General features: G+C 45.2%; 14 protein-coding genes and 2 tRNA genes. 4 read left to right on the top strand and 12 right to left on the bottom strand.

Annotation, left to right across the window (positions count from 1 at the left end; genetic code table 11):
* From AAEY72_RS08980 to leuS, 7 genes are all read right to left on the bottom strand, one after another.
* A tRNA-Lys gene (locus tag AAEY72_RS08980) sits at nucleotides 1–76 on the bottom strand.
* A gap of 160 nt (nucleotides 77–236) precedes the next feature.
* Nucleotides 237–312 (bottom strand) — tRNA-Lys (locus AAEY72_RS08985).
* 184 nt (nucleotides 313–496) lie between these two features.
* Nucleotides 497–2,446 carry a MacB family efflux pump subunit gene (locus AAEY72_RS08990; protein WP_352310326.1) on the bottom strand — a complete coding sequence of 650 codons (1,950 nt, stop codon included), beginning with the start codon at nucleotides 2,444–2,446 and terminating at the stop codon, nucleotides 497–499.
* Between the two features lie 253 nt (nucleotides 2,447–2,699).
* Nucleotides 2,700–4,025, bottom strand: coding sequence for an efflux RND transporter periplasmic adaptor subunit (locus AAEY72_RS08995; RefSeq protein ID WP_352310264.1), 1,326 nt, complete (start codon nucleotides 4,023–4,025; stop codon nucleotides 2,700–2,702).
* Nucleotides 4,026–4,301: 276 nt separating this feature from the next.
* Nucleotides 4,302–5,381, bottom strand: a complete 1,080-nt coding sequence (gene holA / locus AAEY72_RS09000; RefSeq protein ID WP_352310265.1) for a DNA polymerase III subunit delta — start codon at nucleotides 5,379–5,381, stop codon at nucleotides 4,302–4,304.
* Nucleotides 5,382–5,439: 58 nt separating this feature from the next.
* Complete coding sequence (locus tag AAEY72_RS09005; protein WP_352310266.1) at nucleotides 5,440–6,102, bottom strand: LPS-assembly lipoprotein LptE; 663 nt, start codon at nucleotides 6,100–6,102, stop codon at nucleotides 5,440–5,442.
* Between the two features lie 122 nt (nucleotides 6,103–6,224).
* Nucleotides 6,225–8,930 carry a leucine--tRNA ligase gene (gene leuS, locus AAEY72_RS09010; RefSeq protein ID WP_352310267.1) on the bottom strand — a complete coding sequence of 902 codons (2,706 nt, stop codon included), beginning with the start codon at nucleotides 8,928–8,930 and terminating at the stop codon, nucleotides 6,225–6,227.
* A gap of 211 nt (nucleotides 8,931–9,141) precedes the next feature.
* Here leuS and AAEY72_RS09015 point away from each other — a divergent pair, with 211 nt between their 5' ends.
* The gene (locus tag AAEY72_RS09015) at nucleotides 9,142–9,519 is read left to right on the top strand and encodes a Spx/MgsR family RNA polymerase-binding regulatory protein (protein ID WP_352310268.1); all 378 of its coding nucleotides are present in this window, start codon (nucleotides 9,142–9,144) and stop codon (nucleotides 9,517–9,519) included.
* 85 nt (nucleotides 9,520–9,604) lie between these two features.
* Nucleotides 9,605–9,964, top strand: a complete 360-nt coding sequence (locus AAEY72_RS09020; protein WP_240216828.1) for a hypothetical protein — start codon at nucleotides 9,605–9,607, stop codon at nucleotides 9,962–9,964.
* Nucleotides 9,965–10,121: 157 nt separating this feature from the next.
* Here the strand turns inward: AAEY72_RS09020 and argB are convergent, their stop codons facing one another.
* From argB to AAEY72_RS09045, 5 genes are all read right to left on the bottom strand, one after another.
* On the bottom strand, nucleotides 10,122–11,033 hold the full coding sequence (gene argB / locus AAEY72_RS09025; RefSeq protein ID WP_010198880.1) for an acetylglutamate kinase: 912 nt from the start codon (nucleotides 11,031–11,033) through the stop codon (nucleotides 10,122–10,124).
* Between the two features lie 487 nt (nucleotides 11,034–11,520).
* On the bottom strand, nucleotides 11,521–13,440 hold the full coding sequence (locus AAEY72_RS09030) for a phosphohexomutase domain-containing protein (RefSeq protein WP_352310269.1): 1,920 nt from the start codon (nucleotides 13,438–13,440) through the stop codon (nucleotides 11,521–11,523).
* Nucleotides 13,441–13,482: 42 nt separating this feature from the next.
* On the bottom strand, nucleotides 13,483–13,947 hold the full coding sequence (gene dut / locus AAEY72_RS09035; RefSeq protein ID WP_010198884.1) for a dUTP diphosphatase: 465 nt from the start codon (nucleotides 13,945–13,947) through the stop codon (nucleotides 13,483–13,485).
* A 145-nt stretch (nucleotides 13,948–14,092) separates the two neighbouring features.
* Nucleotides 14,093–15,496: a magnesium transporter gene (gene mgtE / locus AAEY72_RS09040; RefSeq protein WP_352310270.1), complete on the bottom strand. Its 1,404-nt coding sequence runs from the start codon at nucleotides 15,494–15,496 to the stop codon at nucleotides 14,093–14,095.
* A 137-nt stretch (nucleotides 15,497–15,633) separates the two neighbouring features.
* Nucleotides 15,634–17,667 carry a UvrD-helicase domain-containing protein gene (locus tag AAEY72_RS09045; RefSeq protein WP_194620361.1) on the bottom strand — a complete coding sequence of 678 codons (2,034 nt, stop codon included), beginning with the start codon at nucleotides 17,665–17,667 and terminating at the stop codon, nucleotides 15,634–15,636.
* An 800-nt stretch (nucleotides 17,668–18,467) separates the two neighbouring features.
* Here AAEY72_RS09045 and ndhC point away from each other — a divergent pair.
* Nucleotides 18,468–19,091: an NADH-quinone oxidoreductase subunit A gene (ndhC, locus tag AAEY72_RS09050; protein ID WP_240216826.1), complete on the top strand. Its 624-nt coding sequence runs from the start codon at nucleotides 18,468–18,470 to the stop codon at nucleotides 19,089–19,091.
* Nucleotides 19,092–19,266: 175 nt separating this feature from the next.
* Nucleotides 19,267–19,935 (top strand): NuoB/complex I 20 kDa subunit family protein, encoded by a 669-nt coding sequence (locus AAEY72_RS09055; RefSeq protein WP_010198893.1) that lies wholly within the window; start codon nucleotides 19,267–19,269, stop codon nucleotides 19,933–19,935.
* The last annotated feature ends 118 nt before the right edge of the window (nucleotides 19,936–20,053 follow it).

A 20,053-nucleotide genomic window follows, 5' to 3' on the forward strand; every position in this document is an offset into this window, starting at 1 on the left:
TGGTGGGCTGTCCGCGACTCGAACGCGGGACCAATTGATTAAAAGTCAACTGCTCTACCAACTGAGCTAACAACCCTGAAGAGTGTATAAAAAGCATTTGCTTTTTAACTCTGCAAAAGAAAATCCTATGTAACGAACTTTCTAAAAACTAAACATCTTGACGATGTCTTTTAAACTTATCTTTATTGGTCTACTACCGGATAGGGCAGAACGATTAATAAAGATAAAACTAAATATGGTGGGCTGTCCGCGACTCGAACGCGGGACCAATTGATTAAAAGTCAACTGCTCTACCAACTGAGCTAACAACCCTAACGTTTAAAGTGTTTGTATCCCTAAACGTGAGAGCACATTATATATATTATTAAGACAATTACAACCCCGTATTAGGAAAAAAGTGTAAATCTCTCGTAAAACTGCGTATTTCTTTGATTTTTTATCGCTAATTCAATATTTCGGACTGAATATTTGGCCAAAACGTTCATGTGTCTAGGTATTAATCCCTAGACAATGCTTCAACAGGATCCAATTTGGCGGCATTACGGGCAGGCAAGAATCCAAATACCACGCCAATCAATGTCGAACAAACAAAAGCGGCAATAATAGAAGTCGATGAATAGATGACTTTAAAGTTATCACCACCAACACGATTGATCAGTTCACCAATAGCAAATGCTAAGCCAATGCCTAGCAAACCACCTAAAACACAAACCAAGATAGCTTCAATCAAAAACTGCTGCATGATGTCGTTTTGACGTGCCCCTACAGCCATACGTACACCAATCTCATTGGTGCGCTCGGTGACAGACACCAGCATGATGTTCATGACCCCAATACCGCCAACTATCAGTGAAATGACAGCAACAGATGATATCAATAGCGTTAAAGCACCAGTTGTCGATTCGATCGTTTGACGGATAGAATCTGAATTACTTATTTGGAAGTCATCTGCACCATGACGACTCTCTATCAAGTCAGAAATGGCCGTCTCTGCGGCACTAGAGGAGATGCTGTCATCTAACAATGCTATAAAGCGGTCGATATTGGTACTACCCGTAACACGCGACATCACCGTTGTATAAGGCATATAGATGGTAGGCGTCGTTACATCTGCACCGAAGCCACCGTCGCTCTCTTCGAGTACGCCAATCACGCGTCCGGGCACACTGCCAATCAGTATCACTTCACCAACAGGGTTATCAATATCTGAGAAAAAGGTCTGTTTGGCATTGTTATCGATAATGATATCTTGACTACGTAATGTGACGCTTTTTGCATCAAACCCTTGACCCAATGCCAATGTCTCACCAGTGACGGTTAGATAGTCTTCGCCAACGCCGTTGACGGTGGCATCCTCTTGTGTACTTCGATAGCGCACGCTAGAGTTGGCATTCACTTGAGGGCTAACGCTGATAATATAGGGCTGATTGCCAACTGCTTCTGCGTCTTCTGGTGTCAAATTGTCATCATTATAGCGGCGTCTAGGGTCGCCTCTAGGGTAGCCATCATTAACGGTAATGGTGTTAGTACCTAACGAGCTGATATTGGCGAGGATTTGCTGCTGAGAGCCTTGTCCAAGACCTACGATAGATACGACTGCAGCGATACCGATGATAATGCCGAGCATAGTCAGTAGGGTACGCATCTTATGTGCGCGCATGGAAAGCAAAGACATCTTAAACGCTTCAAGCAATCGATCTATGAAACTACCAAAGGCACTTTTACGGTGCTCACCAAGGATAGACTCTGGTTTTTTGTCGGTGTGCTTATAATGCTCAGTTTGATAGTCAGCGATGACATAGCCATCTTTTAGCTCAATCACACGCTCTGCTTGTGCCGCTAGCTTTGGATCATGTGTGACCATGATAATGGTATGACCTTGTGCACTGAGGTCATGCAAAATTGCCATGACATCTTCACCAGACTTGCTGTCTAGAGCACCAGTTGGCTCATCTGCCAAGATAACGTCACCACCATTCATCAGTGCACGAGCAACAGAAACGCGCTGCTGCTGTCCACCTGAGAGCTGATTGGGACGGTTATTAACCTTATTGCCAAGGCCCAAATCCGTTAATAGCTTCTCAGCACGATTGGTGCGTGCCTCGGTATCCATGCCAGCATATACTGCAGGGACGGCGACATTGTCTTTGGCACTGATATCACCAAGCAAATGATAGCGCTGAAAGATAAACCCAAAGTGCTCGCGGCGTAGCTCAGCGAGCTCGTCAGCATCAAGCTTACGGGCGGATTGACCATAAATCTTATAATCGCCAGCGGTGGCTTGATCTAAGCAGCCCAAGATATTCATCAAGGTAGACTTGCCAGAGCCTGATTGTCCAATGATGGCAACCATCTCACCTTGGTGAATCGTTAGATTGATATCATGTAGGACTCGAATGGTCTGCTCACCAGCCGCAAACTCGCGGATGATGCCGGACAATTCCATAATAGGTTTGCCCAATACTGGTGAGACCGTCGTGTCCGGGGTGACTTTTCTAGGGTGCCCTAGGGTGTCAGTAGGTGCGTTTTTCTCTAAGTCTAGAGTCGCATCATCTATCAGCGGCGATTTGGACGAGGGAGGTATAGTCATAGCAATGTCTTCAATAAAAGGCAAGTAGTCGTTGTAGCGTTGTTATAAAAGGACGGTTATGTTTAAGCGTCCTTTTTAGTCAACATAAGCAACATAGTCAAAGAGCAAGTTACATTCGAGGTTTACCAGGGATACGGCCGCTACCTGATTTCTTACCGCTTTCTTCACTGATGATTACTTCTTCCCCTTCTTTCAAACCACTTAAGATTTGCGCGTTTACTCGGTTATCGATACCGACTTCTACAGTACGCTCTTCTACGGTTCCGTCTTCTTTTAATACACGTACAAACTTGCCGGTGGCTGCTTTGTCTTTTTCTTTGCCTCTAGTTCGCTTTTCTTGTATCACTGTTGACGGTACTAAAAGCGCGTTTTTGGCTTCATTGACGATGATATAAATCTGCGCGGTCATATCAATTCGGAACAAGCGGTCAGGGTTCGGCACTTCTACGTAGCCGACATAATAGATAGCAGCGTCTGTCGAGCTAGTACTACTGATTTGCTCCGGAGCAGGCTCAATAGCAGTCAACGTTGCATCATACTGTTGATCTGGATTACCGATGATATTGAAATAAGCCGGCATACCAGCATTGACGTTGATGACATCAGCTTCGGAGATTTGCGCGTTGATTCTGACGGTAGATAAATCAGCTAGAGTCACAATAGTCGGTGCCGTTTGATTGGCGTTAACCGTTGTACCTTGTTCGGTCGTTACTGAGACAACCGTACCTGAAATTGGCGCACGAATCGTCGTGTAGCTTAAATCTTCTTGAGCAGTTTCTACATTGGTTTGCGACTTACGTAGCGCAGCTTGTTGACTGCTGACGTTAGCATTGGCAGTAGCGATAGCGGCTCTGGCAGTATCGATGGCGGCTCGAGCATTGGCAACGGCTGCCTCTGCTGTCTCAACGCTGGTAGCCTGAGTGTCATACTCCTGCTGCGATATCGCATCGATAGCGACTAGACCTTGCAAGCGTGAAAAGTCTGATTGAGCTTGTCTCAATTCTGATTGGCGACTAGCAAGATCAGCTTGCGCACTCTTAAGACCAGCTTGACGGCTCAATGCATCTGCTTTAGCGCTTTCGATAGCAGCAACACTCTGCTCAAGAGTCGCTTGCTCGTTGCTTAGATTATTATTCTGAGTGACTTGATCAATTTGTGCAATAAGGTCGCCTTTTTGAACCTCGTCACCCACTTCTACATAGAGTTTTGTGACCTCACCAGAAACCTGCGCACCGACATCAACGGTATTAAGTGCTTTAACTTTACCCGATGCCATGACATTGTTTTCGATATCACCGACCTCAACCGTGGCGGTTAAGTAGTTAGGTGTGGTTTCTTCTGGTTTTAAAAAAGTATAGGCCAAAGCCACTAATGCTACGATAATTAAGGTAATGACACCCCATTTGATAGCAGCCTTTTTGCTTATTTTGCGCATGACAACAATCCAATCACAATTAAATCAAGTGTAGATATAGTAGAGACTTCATCTACAAAAGGGAATGTTAATTAGTTTACGAAAGGTTAAGGTAGCTAAGCATAGAGATAGGTACAGAAAATAAACGCTTACTAAAAACAATAAGGCGAAAATTATAGGAGAACAAGATAGGGTAGTAAAATCTGGACTTATAGTGTTTAAACCTATAAGTCAGTAAGAGAGGAGATGGTTAACTGGTTAATAAGCGAAACAATAGAAGGTGGTGACAGACTAATTTTAGCGCATCGCAAATAAACGCTTACCTGCTAGCTCTAATGCTGCTTGTAGTAATAGCTCCCATGCTGGCTGGCGAATAAGCCCCTTAATCGCTTGATCACAACGATACAGCAGCGCAGGCCATTCAGCCGTTTGAGCTTTTGCTTGGCGGCGGCAGGCTTGTTGATATAATCCTTGCTTGCTACGCCAAATACCCAGTGCTTGCGGATCTTGGCCATCCATTAATTGTATGATTTGGCGCATGTCTTTGCTGATTGCCCACAGTACCAAGGTCGTCGGCTCATCAGTGGCTTTCAGCTGAAAAATGATTTTTGCCACTTGTGCGCTATTGCCTGTCAGCATCGCATCGGACAGATCAAAGACACTGAATTGGGCGTCGCTGACCAAGGCGGCTTGAAGATCCTTGATATCTAATGCTACGTTTGGCGCGGTCGTTGTAGACTGATTACTGCCTTCGTGAATTGCGTCATGACTACTAGCATCCAACTGCGGCGCAAATAAATAAGACAGCCGCCATAAGGTTTGATAAGCACTTAACAGGTGATGCTCGGTGTGCGACATGAGCAGTTGCCATGCTTCTTGTGACAGCCTGAGTCCAAACTGCTGGGCTTGAATCTGCAACAGCTGCTGACGTTGCTGTTCGTTGTATAAATTACAATCAATGACGTGACCGTACTGGGCAAATGGCGCAAACCACTTGCTGCTTTGCGCTCGTTTGTCTTGTTTGGGCGTTAACCATAATAAGCTATGACTGTGCGCTCCTGTTTGCGCCTCAACAGCAAAGCGCTCAAGCTCAGCGATAACGGATTTGTCTGGTTTATGATTGCCGGTCACGATCAGCGCGCTAGCATCATCAAATAGAGATTGACTGCCAAGCTCTGACAGTACTTCTTGCCAGCTCTTAACTGATATCAGTTCTATACGTTTAATCGCGTAATTTTGCGCACGCCAATGCGGACGCAAGGCGTCAATCAGCCACTGACTCAGTAAGGGCTCATCTCCATGTGCCAGCCACAAACCTGCTACCGCCACGGATGACTGTAGTAGTTTGGGATAGGCTTGTATAAAAGTATCTTGCATAGACTAATGAGGACACAGGTTTATGAGGATGGATGTGCAGAATGACGTACGCTAAATATTAAGGGTTTGGTGCGTTTGGTACGATAACTGCCGTAGATGCTGACCCTGTTTGTGATGGTGTATTGGCGCTGGTAGGGGCGACTCTAGGCAGAGCAATGGCGACATACTGATCAGTGATACGGCGTGCCAAACTGTCATAGAGCCAGTCACGAACTTGGTCGCCTTGCTGGTCATCGGTACTGACCGATGCTTCATTATACTGGTAGCTGCGCTCAACTTGGATGGGGTTGGTCAGCGTCACAACTTTGCCGTTTTGTAGGGCTTGGTAGCTGACATCTGCTGATATTACCAAGCGAATTTCTGTTAAAACGCCGACCAATTCATAACGCTTAAAGCGTATATTATTGACGCTAATCGCGGCAATGGGTTCCGCCGTAGCGTTTTTATTGTTATTGGTGACATCAGCCGAGGTCATATTATCAGTCACCTCGACACCTAAGGCCTCTAGGCGTCGTGTTAATGGTAACTTTAGTGGGAAGGAGGTACGATTGTCTTCGATAATGACAGCTGTTTTAGCAACATCAAATAGCATCGGCGTGTCATAACCTCGTAGCTGAAAGCCACAGCCGCTAAGGGCTGCTGTCGATCCAAGCACAGCAAACAGTGGCAAGCTTGTGAGTAATGCTGTCGCTAGCTTCTGTCCACTAGACCTTTTTGCCATACTGCATTGCCCATTTGGCTTACTTAATTTTGTTTGAGATGACTGCACAGCTCGATGCTTATACGACATAATCGCTATCCTTATGTTGATAAAAAGGCTTAAAACACTAAGTTTAAAAAGGTCTAGCCTGCAACCACGATATTGACCAGTTTATTCGGTACGACGATTTCTTTTTTGATTTCACCGGTCAAGAATTTTGCCACACTATCCATCGCGCGTGCTTGCGCTTTTAGTTGTTCAGGGTCGCTGTTCGGCGCGACATCCATCTTACCGCGCATTTTACCATTGACCTGTACCACCATCGTGATCATATCCTGTACTAGCGCACTTTCATCCACGGTTGGGTAGTTTAGGGTTAATGTATCGAGCCCTAACTGCTCAAGTAAATGCTCGCCCGCATGAGGCGCATAGACTGATAGCATAATGAGCAAATCAATCAGTGCTTCGTGCTGGACTTGTAGATCGTGTTCACTATCGGCTTTAAAGCTCGAAAGTTCGTTGGCAAGTTCCATGAGGCTTGATACGGGCGTGTTTAGCGCCAGACGATCGCCCAAATCACTATCAATCTTGGCAATAGTCTCATGGGTCTTACGGCGTAATTTTTTCGCTTCTTTGCTTAAGCCATTCGTATTAAAGGCGGCATTGTTTAGCGTCTCAAAGCTTAGGTTTGCTTCGGTGAGCGCTTGCGTATGCTCAGTAGCAATGCGCCATACTTTTTTAACGAAATTATAAGGGCCTTTTAGCGCGTCATCTGACCATTCTAGCGTTTGATCGGCAGGCGCAGTAAATAGGGTATAAAGGCGAACCGTGTCAGCGCCATATTTATCAATAGTGATTTGTGGGTCGACACCATTGTTCTTTGACTTAGACATTTTTTCGATTTTGCCAATGGTCACTGGCTGACCATCTAACTTTAAAATGGCTTTAATCGGTTGACCACGCTCGTTGTAGTCAATATCAATATCTTCTGCAAAATAATAGGTAGTGCTGCCATCAGCATTGACACGGTAAAAAGTACCGGCAAGCACCATGCCTTGAGTCATAAGGTTGGCAAATGGCTCATCGCCTGATACCAATGACTCATCACGCATGAGCTTATGAAAGAAGCGTGCATACAGTAAATGCATGACCGCGTGCTCTACACCGCCAACATATTGATCGACCGGCAGCCATTTATTGGCAGCAGACTTGTTGACCATGTTTTGTGCGTCATTTGGACTGGCAAAACGCGCATAGTACCAGCTCGACTCCACAAAAGTATCAAAGGTGTCGGTTTCGCGCTCAGCAGGATTGCCACATTTAGGGCAAGTCGTATTGACAAACTCTGGGATGTTTTTGAGTGGGTTACCGCGACCATCAGGAACAACATCCGTAGGCAATACTACTGGCAAATCTTGCTCTTCGACTGGTACGGTGCCGCAATGTTCACAGTTGACCATTGGGATAGGGCAACCCCAATAGCGCTGGCGAGAGACGCCCCAATCGCGCAAACGATATTGGATCTTTTTCTTCGCAAGTTCCTGTGGCTCAAGTTTGGCTAGCATGGCTTCAAACGCTTGCTCAAAGTCCAAGCCGTCAAATTCACCTGAATTGATCAAAATATTGTGCTCAGTATAGGCAAGATTTGGCTCAGAACCATCTTTTTTGGCTTCGGCGATAACAGACTCAGTATGACCATCAGGAGACTGGATAACTTGTTTGATAGGCAAGTCGTATTTAACGGCAAATTCATAATCGCGTTCGTCATGTGCCGGTACTGCCATGACTGCGCCAGAGCCGTAGCTCATCAGCACATAGTTGGCAACCCAAACAGGCACTTCTTCGCCAGTCAGTGGATGCGTCACGGTGAGACCAGTGTCCATACCGATTTTTTCTGCTTTGGCTAGGTCTGCTTCCGCGACTGAGCCTTTTTTGCAAAGGGCACAAAACGCAGCAATCGTTTCATCATGTTCAGCCGCGTACTGCGCCAATGGATGCTCAGCGGCGACCGCTACATAAGTGACGCCCATCAAAGTGTCGGGACGGGTAGTAAAGACGTCTAAGCTATTGGCTTGGCCGGCAAGCTCATAAGGGAAGTGCACTTCCATACCCGCACTACGACCAATCCAGTTGCGCTGCATGGTCAGTACTTCAGATGGCCAGTGACCTTCTAATTGATCCAAGTCATCAAGCAGCTCGTCAGCATAATCGGTGATATTAAAGTAATACATCGGGATATCGCGTTTTTCGACCGCTGCACCACTACGCCAGCCTTTACCGTCGATAACTTGCTCGTTGGCTAAAACTGTATTATCAATCGGATCCCAATTGACCGTCGCCAGCTTCTTATAAACCAAGCCTTTTTTGTATAACTGTAAAAACAACCACTGCTCCCACTGATAATACTCAGGGCTACAAGTGGCAAATTCACGCGACCAGTCAATAGACAAGCCAAGCAATTTTAGCTGCGCGCGCATGCTATCAATATTAGCGAACGTCCATTTGGCAGGCGGCGTCTGATTGGCAATCGCGGCATTTTCAGCGGGCAAGCCGAAACCGTCCCAGCCCATTGGCTGCATGACTTCATATCCTTTGAGGCGATAGTAACGGCTCAGCACATCTGAGATAGTATAGTTTCGCACGTGACCCATGTGCAGCTTGCCGCTTGGGTAAGGGAACATCGACAGCATATAGCGACTTGGCTTATCGCTAGGCTCGTTGCCCACTTCATAACGCTTATCCGTTGCCCATTTGGCTTGTTGCGCGGCTTCAATTAGCTGCGGCTGATAGTAGGTGCTGTCATTGGTATGATTAGTATTAGAAGGTTCTGCTGTCACGGCGTTGCTCATAGTCGGCTCGAAATTGATTAATACGAATAAATTGGGTGAAATTTCACAATGCCATAGCATAGCGTAATTTGGCAAAAATTGCGACGATATGATGGTGCGCTTGCTCGATATGTTTGATGTTTTAAAAACTAACGATGGCTAAGTTTCCGCTCTCATGCTCGGTAGTGTTAGGTATAATAAAGACAATAATGATAATTGACTTGGAGCTTATATGACCATCACCATTTACGGTATCAAATCTTGTAGCACGATGAAAAAAGCTTTTACTAAGCTTGATGAGCTGAATGTAGGTTATGATTTTCATGACTATAAAAAGCAGGGCATCGATAAAGAGAGTGTAGAGCGCTGGGTAAAAGAGTTAGGTATTGATAAAGTGCTCAACAAGCGCGGCACTACATGGCGCAAACTGACCGAGGAGCAAAAGCAAGCTGCTGATGATAATGTAAATAATGCTATTGATTTACTTGTCGAAAATACCAGTATGATTAAACGTCCAATTGTAGAAGGTCAGTTGTCAGATAAAAATCAAGGTCAGCAAGTATTGCTATGCGGCTTTGATGCCACTGAATTTGAGGCAAATTTTCAATAAAAAGCTATCACTTTGGCAAATTATAAACTATTCTACTTATTAGTAGAATTAAGTTTGTTCGTTTGTAATAGTCAAGGATAAGATTATGAAAAATTTATTGTTAATGGCAGCGTTGGCGGTGAGCCCTTTAATGGTGACGAGTGTGCAAGCAGCTGACTCGTCTACCAAAATTACCTTTGCAGATAATAGCTATTGCGGCAGTTTTACCGGTAATATTAAAAATGGTAAAGTGTTTCGCTTGTGGCTCATGCCAGATCAAAATCTGGTCATTCGCAATGTGGGTGACGATCGTATCAATGTTGCTTATGTCACAGGGCCAAATGGTCGCCTCGATGGTGACCGTTACGAAGATGAGACTTCCTATTTTACCGAGCGTAAAGGCAATCACCATATGAAAGTATACGGCAATAGTAGTCATAGTTCCGTAGAGTTCTGCGCTTATTAGGGTCTGTTTAGCGATCAGCAGTCCTAATATTTGAATGTTCAACAGACCCTAAACTTGTTTGACTATGATTTGATACCATCCAATCAATAAAGCCCGAACTTAGCATTGTCTAGGTTCGGGCTTCGTTTTTTATACATCTGATTTGGGCGGCTGGTTATTAGATCACCGTAGAATCTATCTCACGACTAATCAGCGTGCCGACACCTTCGTTGGTGAAAATCTCTAACAGCGTCGCATGAGGCACACGACCATCAACGATAACCGCACTTTTTACGCCACTGCGCACCGCATTGAGCGCACATTGAATTTTCGGAATCATACCACCTGAGATAGTGCCGTCTTCAATCAAGCTGTCCACTTTCTTTGGCGTTAATCCGGTGACGACTTCACCGTCACGACCCAATACCCCTTTGATATTGGTCAATAGCATGAGCTTTTCCGCTTGCAAAAATTCAGCGACCTTACCCGCGACCAAATCAGCATTGATATTGTAGGTATTGCCTTCGCTGTCGACTCCAAGAGGCGCAATCACAGGAATGAAATCAGAAGCAATCAGCATATTAATCACGTCTTTATTGACGCTGACAACATCACCGACAAAACCTAAATCGACAGGCACAGCGATACCATCTGCACCAATTTTTTCCATCATTAGTTTTTTGGCTAAAATTAAATTGGCATCTTTACCCGTCAGACCAATCGCGCGGCCACCGTGCTTATTAATTAAGCTGACGATAGATTTGTTGACGCTACCGCCCAATACCATCTCAACGATATCCATGGTACTTTTGTCAGTCACTCGCATACCATCGATACGGTTGGACTGGCGACCGAGCTCTTTTAGTAGATTGTCTACCTGTGGGCCACCGCCATGTACGACGACAGGGTGTATACCGACGGTTTTTAGCAAGACGATATCACGAGCAAATGAACTCTCAAGCTCAGGATCGGTCATGGCGTTACCACCGTATTTGACCACAATGAGCTTATCCACAAAGCGCTGGATATAAGGCAGTGCTGTGGTTAATACTTCAGCGGTATTTTTGGCTTCATCCAAATTAAGCGTCATGATAAGCTCCTAAAATTTAGTTCTAAAAGAGATGGGTTTAAAAAGTTGGTTTATTACGGCTGACTATCGTTAGACAGGCTTATCTTAGGGCGTGTTGAACATTCACAAATAGGCACTGCTGATTGCGAAAACTGTTCTAGACAAGGCGTAAAACGACGGTAATGCTCATGCCTTAACTAGGTTTACAACGCAGCATAGGGCAGTTTTCGCATCAGCTCGAAGAGACAGGTCTATTTTTTGCCATTTCATGGTTAAAAATAGACGCTTAGAATGACTAAACTTACTGTTTTAACGTCGAACTGTCTAAAAAATAGTCTCTGTCAGTGCCATGGTCGAATGTGCAACACGCCCTAATTATTCTCAGATATGCTTGTCTTTATAATGATAAAAAACGATTTATACAAGGATTGGTAGCGAGATTTTATGTCAGCGGCTAGGCAATGATGATAATGAAACAAGTTAATTCAATCAAAGTCAGTTCAAAAAACTATTCAGAGAGAAGTGCTGCAATCTGCTCTGCCAAGTGTTTATCAAATGGGCGACACAGTGCGACGAAGCGGGCTTGTATGTCTTTCAAATCTGTAAGGCTATCACCAGCAAAGCGCACGGTCAAATGATGACTGGTGTTTGATTGGCGTAATACACCAAAACCATGAGCAAAATCTAAGCGCACGCCATCAATACAGGTCAGCTGCGTGCCGCTCGGTAATAACTGCTTTGCTTGTGCTAAGGTTGTGTGCTTGACGCTCGACGATACACAAGCGCATTGTGATGAGACATAAGCCGCAGTCAGTGTGCTGTCGAGGTCATCAGAAGACGCGGCAACCAAACACTGCAAATAACAACAAAATTCTGCCAATTGCTGCACGATTGGGCACTGCAAAGGCGCTCTACTGGGTAAAGGTAAATAATGATCTGCTGTACTGACCAACATCGGTAATTGATGGGTAATCTCAGTCAAGCGAATAGGGCGTGACTGCTCAATCGGCTCACCCCATAAACCAACAGCAGCCGATGATGTGTCACGATGCGTCGCTGTATAGGCCAACCAATGTAGTAGGCGCAAGCCCGCATACATCGCATCATCATGAGCAGTAAAATAACCATCGTTAAAAATAAAGTGCCCAGACAATTCACCTGCGAATAAGATTTGACTGTCATCGGCCTGTAGCTGTTGACGCATTAAACTACTGCCAGTTTTACTCAGGATTGGCGTCGCTCCCAAATCGCTTAAGAGAATAGGCAGATGGTGTGAGCATTTAATATCGAACAGCACTTGCGGGGATGCGGTATGAGTTTGCCATGTCTCTGGACGCTCGCTCATGGCGACTGAGGCGAGCAAATACAGCAAATGATCGGGCATGACTATTTTGCCACTGTTGTCGACGATCATCAGTCTATCGCCATCACCATCAAATGCTAGACCAATATCAGCAGTATTAACGATGACATTTTGTTGCAATTCTGCCAATCGATTCGGCTCAGTAGGGTCAGGGTTACCCATGGGGAAGTTACCATCAGGGGTGTCATTGATGATGATGACGCGCTGGCAAAAAGTGGTAAATAAGGGCAGGGCAATCCTGCTAGTGGCCCCATGCATACAATCAATAACGATGGTGAGATCAAGCTTTTTAAAGGTTCGTTTGTTACTAGCCGATAGGTTTTGCTCGGGATAAATACTGACAAATACTTCAGCAATGGCATCAATATAAGGCGTTGCCACAGTGTCAGTCGGCAAGCCAATGACCGATAGCACTGAAGTTGCCTGTTGGTCATTACTTTGGCTAGCACTTGGAAGCTTAAGGTTGTCACTATGATTGTCGATCTGATTGTGGTGTTGGTTGGTCTCAAACGCTATCAAATCTTGATAAAGCATCTGAATATCTTTAGCACTAGGAGAAGTATTACCGACCAGCCATTTGAGACCTAAGATGCCTTTTGCAGAATGACTGGCAGTGACCATGATGCCATGACCAGCGTATTGCTCGGTCCAAAATGCCATCATCGGTGTCGTAATTAACCCTAAGTTAATTACTTGGAGGCCTTGCTTTTGTAGGATCGATGCCAATGACTGAGCCATACTGTCACTACCGCAGCGTACATCATAGCCGATGATGACCGTGGTTTCTTTCGGCTTATGATGCGGTTTAACGTTGCTGTTAGAAATATGGCTATTAGCAATGGGGCTACTAGAAATGGGGCTGTTAGAAATGGGTTTGCTACGTTGTTTCGCATTATGGTTTTTATAAAGTCGCACAAATGCGGCGCCCAAAGCCTGTATAAAATCCGGAGTAAAGTACTGCTCGTCGCCGCGAATATCGTAAGCACGAAATAAGGATTGCTGCGTCGCAAAAAACGGCATGGCTTTACTCTCCTTATCGGCGTGGTTGATATTGTCGTGATACATGCAAAATGGCTAGCCAGTGACTATCTATACAGATTAATCGTCTTAGTGACGACCCGAATGTCCAAACCCGCCAGCACCGCGTACGCTTTCATCACTGAATTCTGCGACAACTTCAAACTCAGGACGGACAACAGGCACCACGATATATTGCGCCATACGTTCTGCTGGATTGAGCACAAAGTCGTCTCCACTACGATTCCAAATACTGACCATCAGCTCACCTTGATAGTCCGCATCAATCAATCCGACCAAGTTACCCAAGACGATACCGTGCTTATGCCCAAGCCCTGAGCGCGGCAAAATCATACCAGCATAGTTGGGGTCTTGAATATACACAGCGAGACCAGTACCGATCAAATGCGTTGCGCCTGCTTTAATGGTCAAAGGCTCGTCAATGCAAGCACGTAAGTCGATACCTGCACTGCCATCGGTGGCGCGAGTCGGTAAGGAAAACGCTTTATCTTCAACGATTTTAGGATTTAATACTTTTACTTGTACAGCTTGCATAACGCACTCACTTAACGATTTGATGGTTTTTAAATTGTGATTTTGAATAAAAGTTATTCAAGATTTCTATGTAACAAGACCTCTATGTAAATAGCATTTCTATATGTTGACTGGGTAATTATTGATTCAGTCACTTAATATTCAATTAAAGTATCAGCACACTCGCCAAGCCCAAGAATGACATAAAACCGACGATATCGGTTACTGTGGTCAAAATAACGGAAGCAGATAGCGCAGGGTCGATATTCATCCGCTTTAGCATCAGCGGTATACTAATACCTGAAACGTTAGCGGCGGTCATGTTAATCGCAATCGCAAAGCCAATCACGGCGCTGATTTTGATATCATCAAACCATAATTGGGCAATAAATGCCATGATTATCGCCCAAATGATACCGTTTATCGCGCCAACCCACAGTTCTTTGTTTAGGAGCCAGACACGGTTAGAACCACCAATTTGACCCATTGCCATACCACGGATGACAACCGTGAGTGTCTGAGAGCCGGCGATACCGCCCATGCTGGCGACCACTGGCATGAGGATTGCCAGTGCTACCACCTTTGCCAATACTTCCTCAAACTGTCCAATCACCGCTGCCGCCAAAAGCGCGGTACACAAGTTGATGCCCAGCCAAATACTACGACTTTTTGCACTGGTTAGGATGGGTGCAAACAACTCTTCATCTTGGCTGACACCGGCAAGGTTTTTCATGGTGCTGTCGACATCATCTTGGATAATTTCCATGATGTCTTCGCCATTTAATTGACCAACCAGCTCGCCATGACTATTAATCACTGGCGCGAAACGAATGTCTTCTGAACGAAAAATCGCGGCAGCATCTTGAATGTCTAAGCGGTCGTTAATGGTAATAGCTTTATCAATCAGCGCTGAGACCAAGGTATTCTGATCATGCTTGATCAAATCGACCAGACTGAGTAGCCCAAGTAACTGCTGGCCTTGATCGACGACCAGTAGTTCTTGGCTTTGATCATCAAGTAAGTCATCGTTTTCGCGCAGCCAGTGCTGTACTTGCGCCAGAGTAATATCATCTTTTACTTGGATGAGGTCGGGATCCATATAGCTACCAACTTCCCAGTCGGCATAGGTATCGAGCTTATTAACCTGAATCCTAATATCTTCATCTAAAGTCGCCATGACTGAGGTACGCACGCTCTCAGTAACGGTGTCTAAAATCTCAGAGATATCTTGTGCATCAAGGTCTTGGGTAAAAAGCGATATCTCTTTTGAAGAGATGTTTTCCATCAAGGGCTGGCGCGTATCTACGTCCAGCTCAGCGAGGACTTCACCTCTTAAGTTATCGGGGACTTGTGCCCAGATGATACGCCGTGCTTGCGTCGGAAAGGATTCGAGTAGGTTGGCAATCTCATACTCTGACTGCTTGATTAAGAACTCAGCAATGTCGCTATGCGAGTCTTTAGCGACCAATTCCTGTAAATATAACAGCTTATATTCGGCACTATATTCTAACGGATTATAATCTGCCTGCAAGGTTGGCTGACGATCAGGAGTAGGCGTGGGAGCAGGCATAATCGTTCCAAAGTAGTGAGTGAATAGGTTTTTGCCAATCATTAGCCTCATGCTAATGATTGGCGCTCAATGTAACATGGCTAGAGGCTAGTGCACGTTCTAGCCACTAAACTAGCCATGTTATAATTTTTATCGGTCTAGCGTTTACCCAGTAAGGCACGAATATTGGCCAGATATTCATCAGCGACGGCTTCTGGATCCTTCGTGGCTTTTTTCTTTTTCGCTTTGGCCGGCCAGTCGATATGATCTTCTGGTAATTCGTCTAAAAAGCGTGATTCAGAGGTGACGCGCATCTGCCCACCGGCTCGGCGCTGAGTCGCCAAGGTCAACGTCAGCTCACGACGGGCGCGGGTGATACCCACATACATCAAACGCCGTTCTTCTTCGACCGTCTCACTCATGATAGAGTTGCGATGTGGCAGCATTTCTTCTTCAAGGCCCATGATATAAACGAAATCAAACTCCAAGCCTTTTGCCGCGTGCAAAGTCATTAGGTTGACCTTGTTGGTGTTCTCTTCTTCTTGCTGTTGCTCAAGCATATCGAGCAACACCAGTTTACGAATGATGGTATCAATGGTACGGTCTTCATCCTCTTCGGCGCGATTAATCAACGATTGAATGCTGGTATAAAGCATATCGATATTATCGATACGGTTTTTTTCTTGTTGTGGCGTTTTGGCATCGCTACGAACAAAGTCAATATAACCGGTTTCATCAATCATCTGGCGCACGATTGGCACGGGGTCAGGATGTTGATCCAACTCGCGGGTATAATGCTCGATGAATTCACCAAACTCTTTTATCGTGCCATAAGCCTTCGATGGCAATACGTGAGCAAGACCAGCGTGCGTGCAAGAGGCCAATAATGAGATGCTATGCTCTTGCGAAAACAAACCAAGCTTTTCGAGGGTCGCAGGTCCCATGCCGCGCTTAGGCGTATTGATAATCCGTAAAAACGCGCTGTCGTCTTCAGGGTTCAAAATCAGACGCAGATAGCCCATGATGTCTTTGATTTCACTACGCGCAAAGAAAGACTGACCGCCGGACAACTTATAAGGCACTTGCAGCTGACGCAATTGCGCTTCCAACATGCGCGCCTGAAAGTTACTGCGGTAGAGGACAGCGTACTGTTCCCACTCATTACCAAAGCGTAATTTATGAGTGACGATCTCTTTCGCCACGCGCTCGGACTCGTCGTCATCATTACGACAGTTGATAATGCGGATTTTTTCGCCTTGACCTTTATCTGACCACAGTTTCTTTTCGAATAAATGCTCGTTATTCATAATCACGGCGTTAGCAGAGGTCAAAATACGCGTGGTCGAACGATAATTTTGCTCAAGCATGACGATTTTTAGTTTCGGAAAGTCTTCTTTGAGCAGCGCCATGTTTTCAGGCTTAGCACCACGCCATGCATAGATAGATTGGTCATCGTCACCCACGACGGTAAAGCGCCCTTGCGGCCCGACCAGGTATTTAATCATTTCGTACTGGGCGGTATTGGTGTCTTGATACTCATCGACCAATAGATAGCGAATGCGGTTTTGCCATTTGTCACGCAGCTCTCTGTTTTCACGCAGGATTTTGGTGGGCAGTACAATCAAATCATCAAAATCGACGGCATTATAAGCGCGCAAATTACGCTCATAAAGCGCATACAAGGTCGCAAAAATCATATCTTCTGGATCGTCTAACGTTTCCATCGCCTTGTCAGGTTCAATCAGATCGTTTTTCCAATCAGAAATCATTTTAATGGCTTTACCAACCAGCTCGCGACTTTCAGCCCCGCTTAAGTTATCGCGCATCATCAGCTCCATCAGCAAACGCTTACTATCGTCGCTGTCCATGATGGAGAAGTTGCCTTTTAGCGGCGTATGAATCAGCTCATAGCGCAAAAACTGCAAGCCAAACTGGTGAAAAGTTGACACGGTCAGTCCGCGCATTTTTTCACTTGGTAGCAGCTTGCTTACCCGCGCTTTCATCTCACGTGCCGCTTTATTGGTAAAGGTCACCGCCGTGATGCGCTCAGCAGGCATGTTGCATTCTTCGATCAGGTAGGCAATCTTACGCGTAATCACCGAGGTCTTACCGGATCCGGCACCTGCTAATACGAGTAATGGACCAGATACGTAGAGCATCGCTTCTTGTTGTTTGGGATTAAGTTGACTCATAACGTGACCTGTAAGACAAAAGCAAAAAAGAGGGTAGAGCTGATAGTATCGTGGCTAAACGAACGCGGCGTGTATGATTAAAGTCGATATCGTGGCGATATTTTTAATCAAATTAATCAGGCAATTAAAGTAATAGAGTGTGCTGTTTATTGAAAATGTGCCATTAAAATTGGCTGTGCTATTATAAAGCAAAAACCATAACTTTGGGTAAGGAGTTGGCTGATGACAATGGCATGATAAAGCATGCAATATTTAGCAGCAACGCTACTGATGACGGTTGGTAATAAAAAGTAAGGATTTGGTGTTAATATAAGGTAACGTCTATATCATAATTTATAGATAAAAAAATATGTTTTTTTCGCTTATAAAGTGACCGTCCAATGCAGTTAAAAACTAGCTTTTGAACCATGATATGCGTATAGTACGTAAATAATTTATGCCAGTTGTCACGTCACTATTGACCACGTGTAATGAGCTATTAAATCAATTAAATAAAACATCAAATATGATATTGATTTAATACGTTGATCTTACGTTGTTAGAAGATGCGTTAGGCGACCAGCTTTCTCCGCGCGCGTATCGGGATTCTACAGTTGGGCACGTCTGACACCGTCGTCAATAAGCTTGATAATTGGTTATTACCAGCACAGTACCTATAATCATCATCGAATTACTGATAAAAAGTGACTCGATGACAGTTACTTTGTGTTTTCGTCTGCGTTACGCCTGTCGCAAAATTGCCTTAATGGGTGTATCTGCGCTGCGCTTGACACTCGATTGGGTGAGGAGCACGTATTATCATGTCTGCTTTTAATTGGTCAGCAGTTGCGTTTATTTTAGCCGCTATTGGGCTAGTTGTTTTTATGCTGGTCGTTCCGCGCTTGCTTGGCGGTCGCTCTCAGGGCTCACAAAAAGAAGAAGTATTTGAAGCGGGTGTTGTCGGATCTGGCAACGCCCGTATTCGTTTGTCTGCCAAATTCTACTTGGTCGCCATCTTCTTCGTCATCTTTGACTTAGAGGCGTTGTACTTATACGCCTATGCGGTCTCCGTGCGAGAGGCAGGCTGGCTTGGTTTTGCCGCTGCTGCTACTTTTATCACTATCCTTATTATCGGTTTGATCTATGAGCTGAGCTTGGGTGCAATGAACTGGGCGCCTGCTGACAAGCTGCGTAAAAAAGCACGTCTCTATGCGGCGCCTGCGCCCTTTAATTGGGCGGACATCACCAAGTTCGATGGTGTCGATGAGTTGATGGTTGACCCGACGGGTAAGATACCAGCGCAGTCTTCAGGACAGATTAATGTTTCTAACAATATTGAGACCAATCGTCGTCATTTACAGAACATCGATCATATTAACACCACGGGTAACGTTACTTCTGTGGACTTTGCGACGTCTGCACAGCCAGACAAAGCGGGGCGTTAATGCCAGCTGTTGATCTTAGCTTATAGCGTTCGTAAAAAAGATGAGCAGCCAGATATAAAAACGTTTGTTTATATTGATGATCGTTAATGATTAGCCATTTATTAATAATAGAAGTTATGGCGCTGGTGCTGGCAAGATAATTGCCCTGCTGAGCCTAATATAAAGGTTGTATGTTATGAAATACACATTAACAAAAGCCAACCCTGATGCAGATGTCTATCCTGCACAGACCAGTCAAACGGTCAACGATCCTATCGAAGACGAAGTCAATAAAAACGTCTTTATGGGTCGCCTAGAAGACCTCGTTCACTCGACTGCAAACTGGGGGCGCAAGCACTCACTGTGGCCATTTAACTTTGGCACCTCTTGCTGTTATGTCGAATATGCCACTACTCTGACGGCGGTTCATGATTTGTCACGCTTTGGGGCAGAAGTTATTCGCGCCTCACCGCGTCAGGCAGATGTAATGATCGTCGCTGGTACTTGTTTTGTCAAAATGGCACCCGTTATTCAGCGTCTTTATGAGCAAATGCTTGAGCCAAAATGGGTCATCTCGATGGGTGCTTGTGCCAACTCAGGCGGCATGTATGATATCTATTCGGTCGTGCAAGGCGTGGATAAAATCATCCCTGTCGATGTCTATGTACCAGGTTGCCCGCCGCGTCCAGAAGCGCTGATTCAAGGCTTGATGCTACTACAAGAGTCTATTACCAAAGAGCGTCGTCCGCTGGGTATTCATGTCAATGAGCAGGGTATCTACAAGCCACAAATGACCCCTGAGCGTGACCGTAAGCAAGCCGATCGTATCGCGGTCAAAAACTTGCGTAGTCCAGACAGTATTTAGATTCTAGATAGCATTTAGATTCACAGTAACAACCTCAACGTCTTATGCGCTCATCATAGTTCGGTTATGATTAACATAGCTTAGTTATGGTTGAAATAGTTCAGTTATGATTAATGAA

The organism is Psychrobacter sp. W2-37-MNA-CIBAN-0211 (genome assembly GCF_040309405.1).
GTDB lineage: Bacteria > Pseudomonadota > Gammaproteobacteria > Pseudomonadales > Moraxellaceae > Psychrobacter > Psychrobacter glaciei.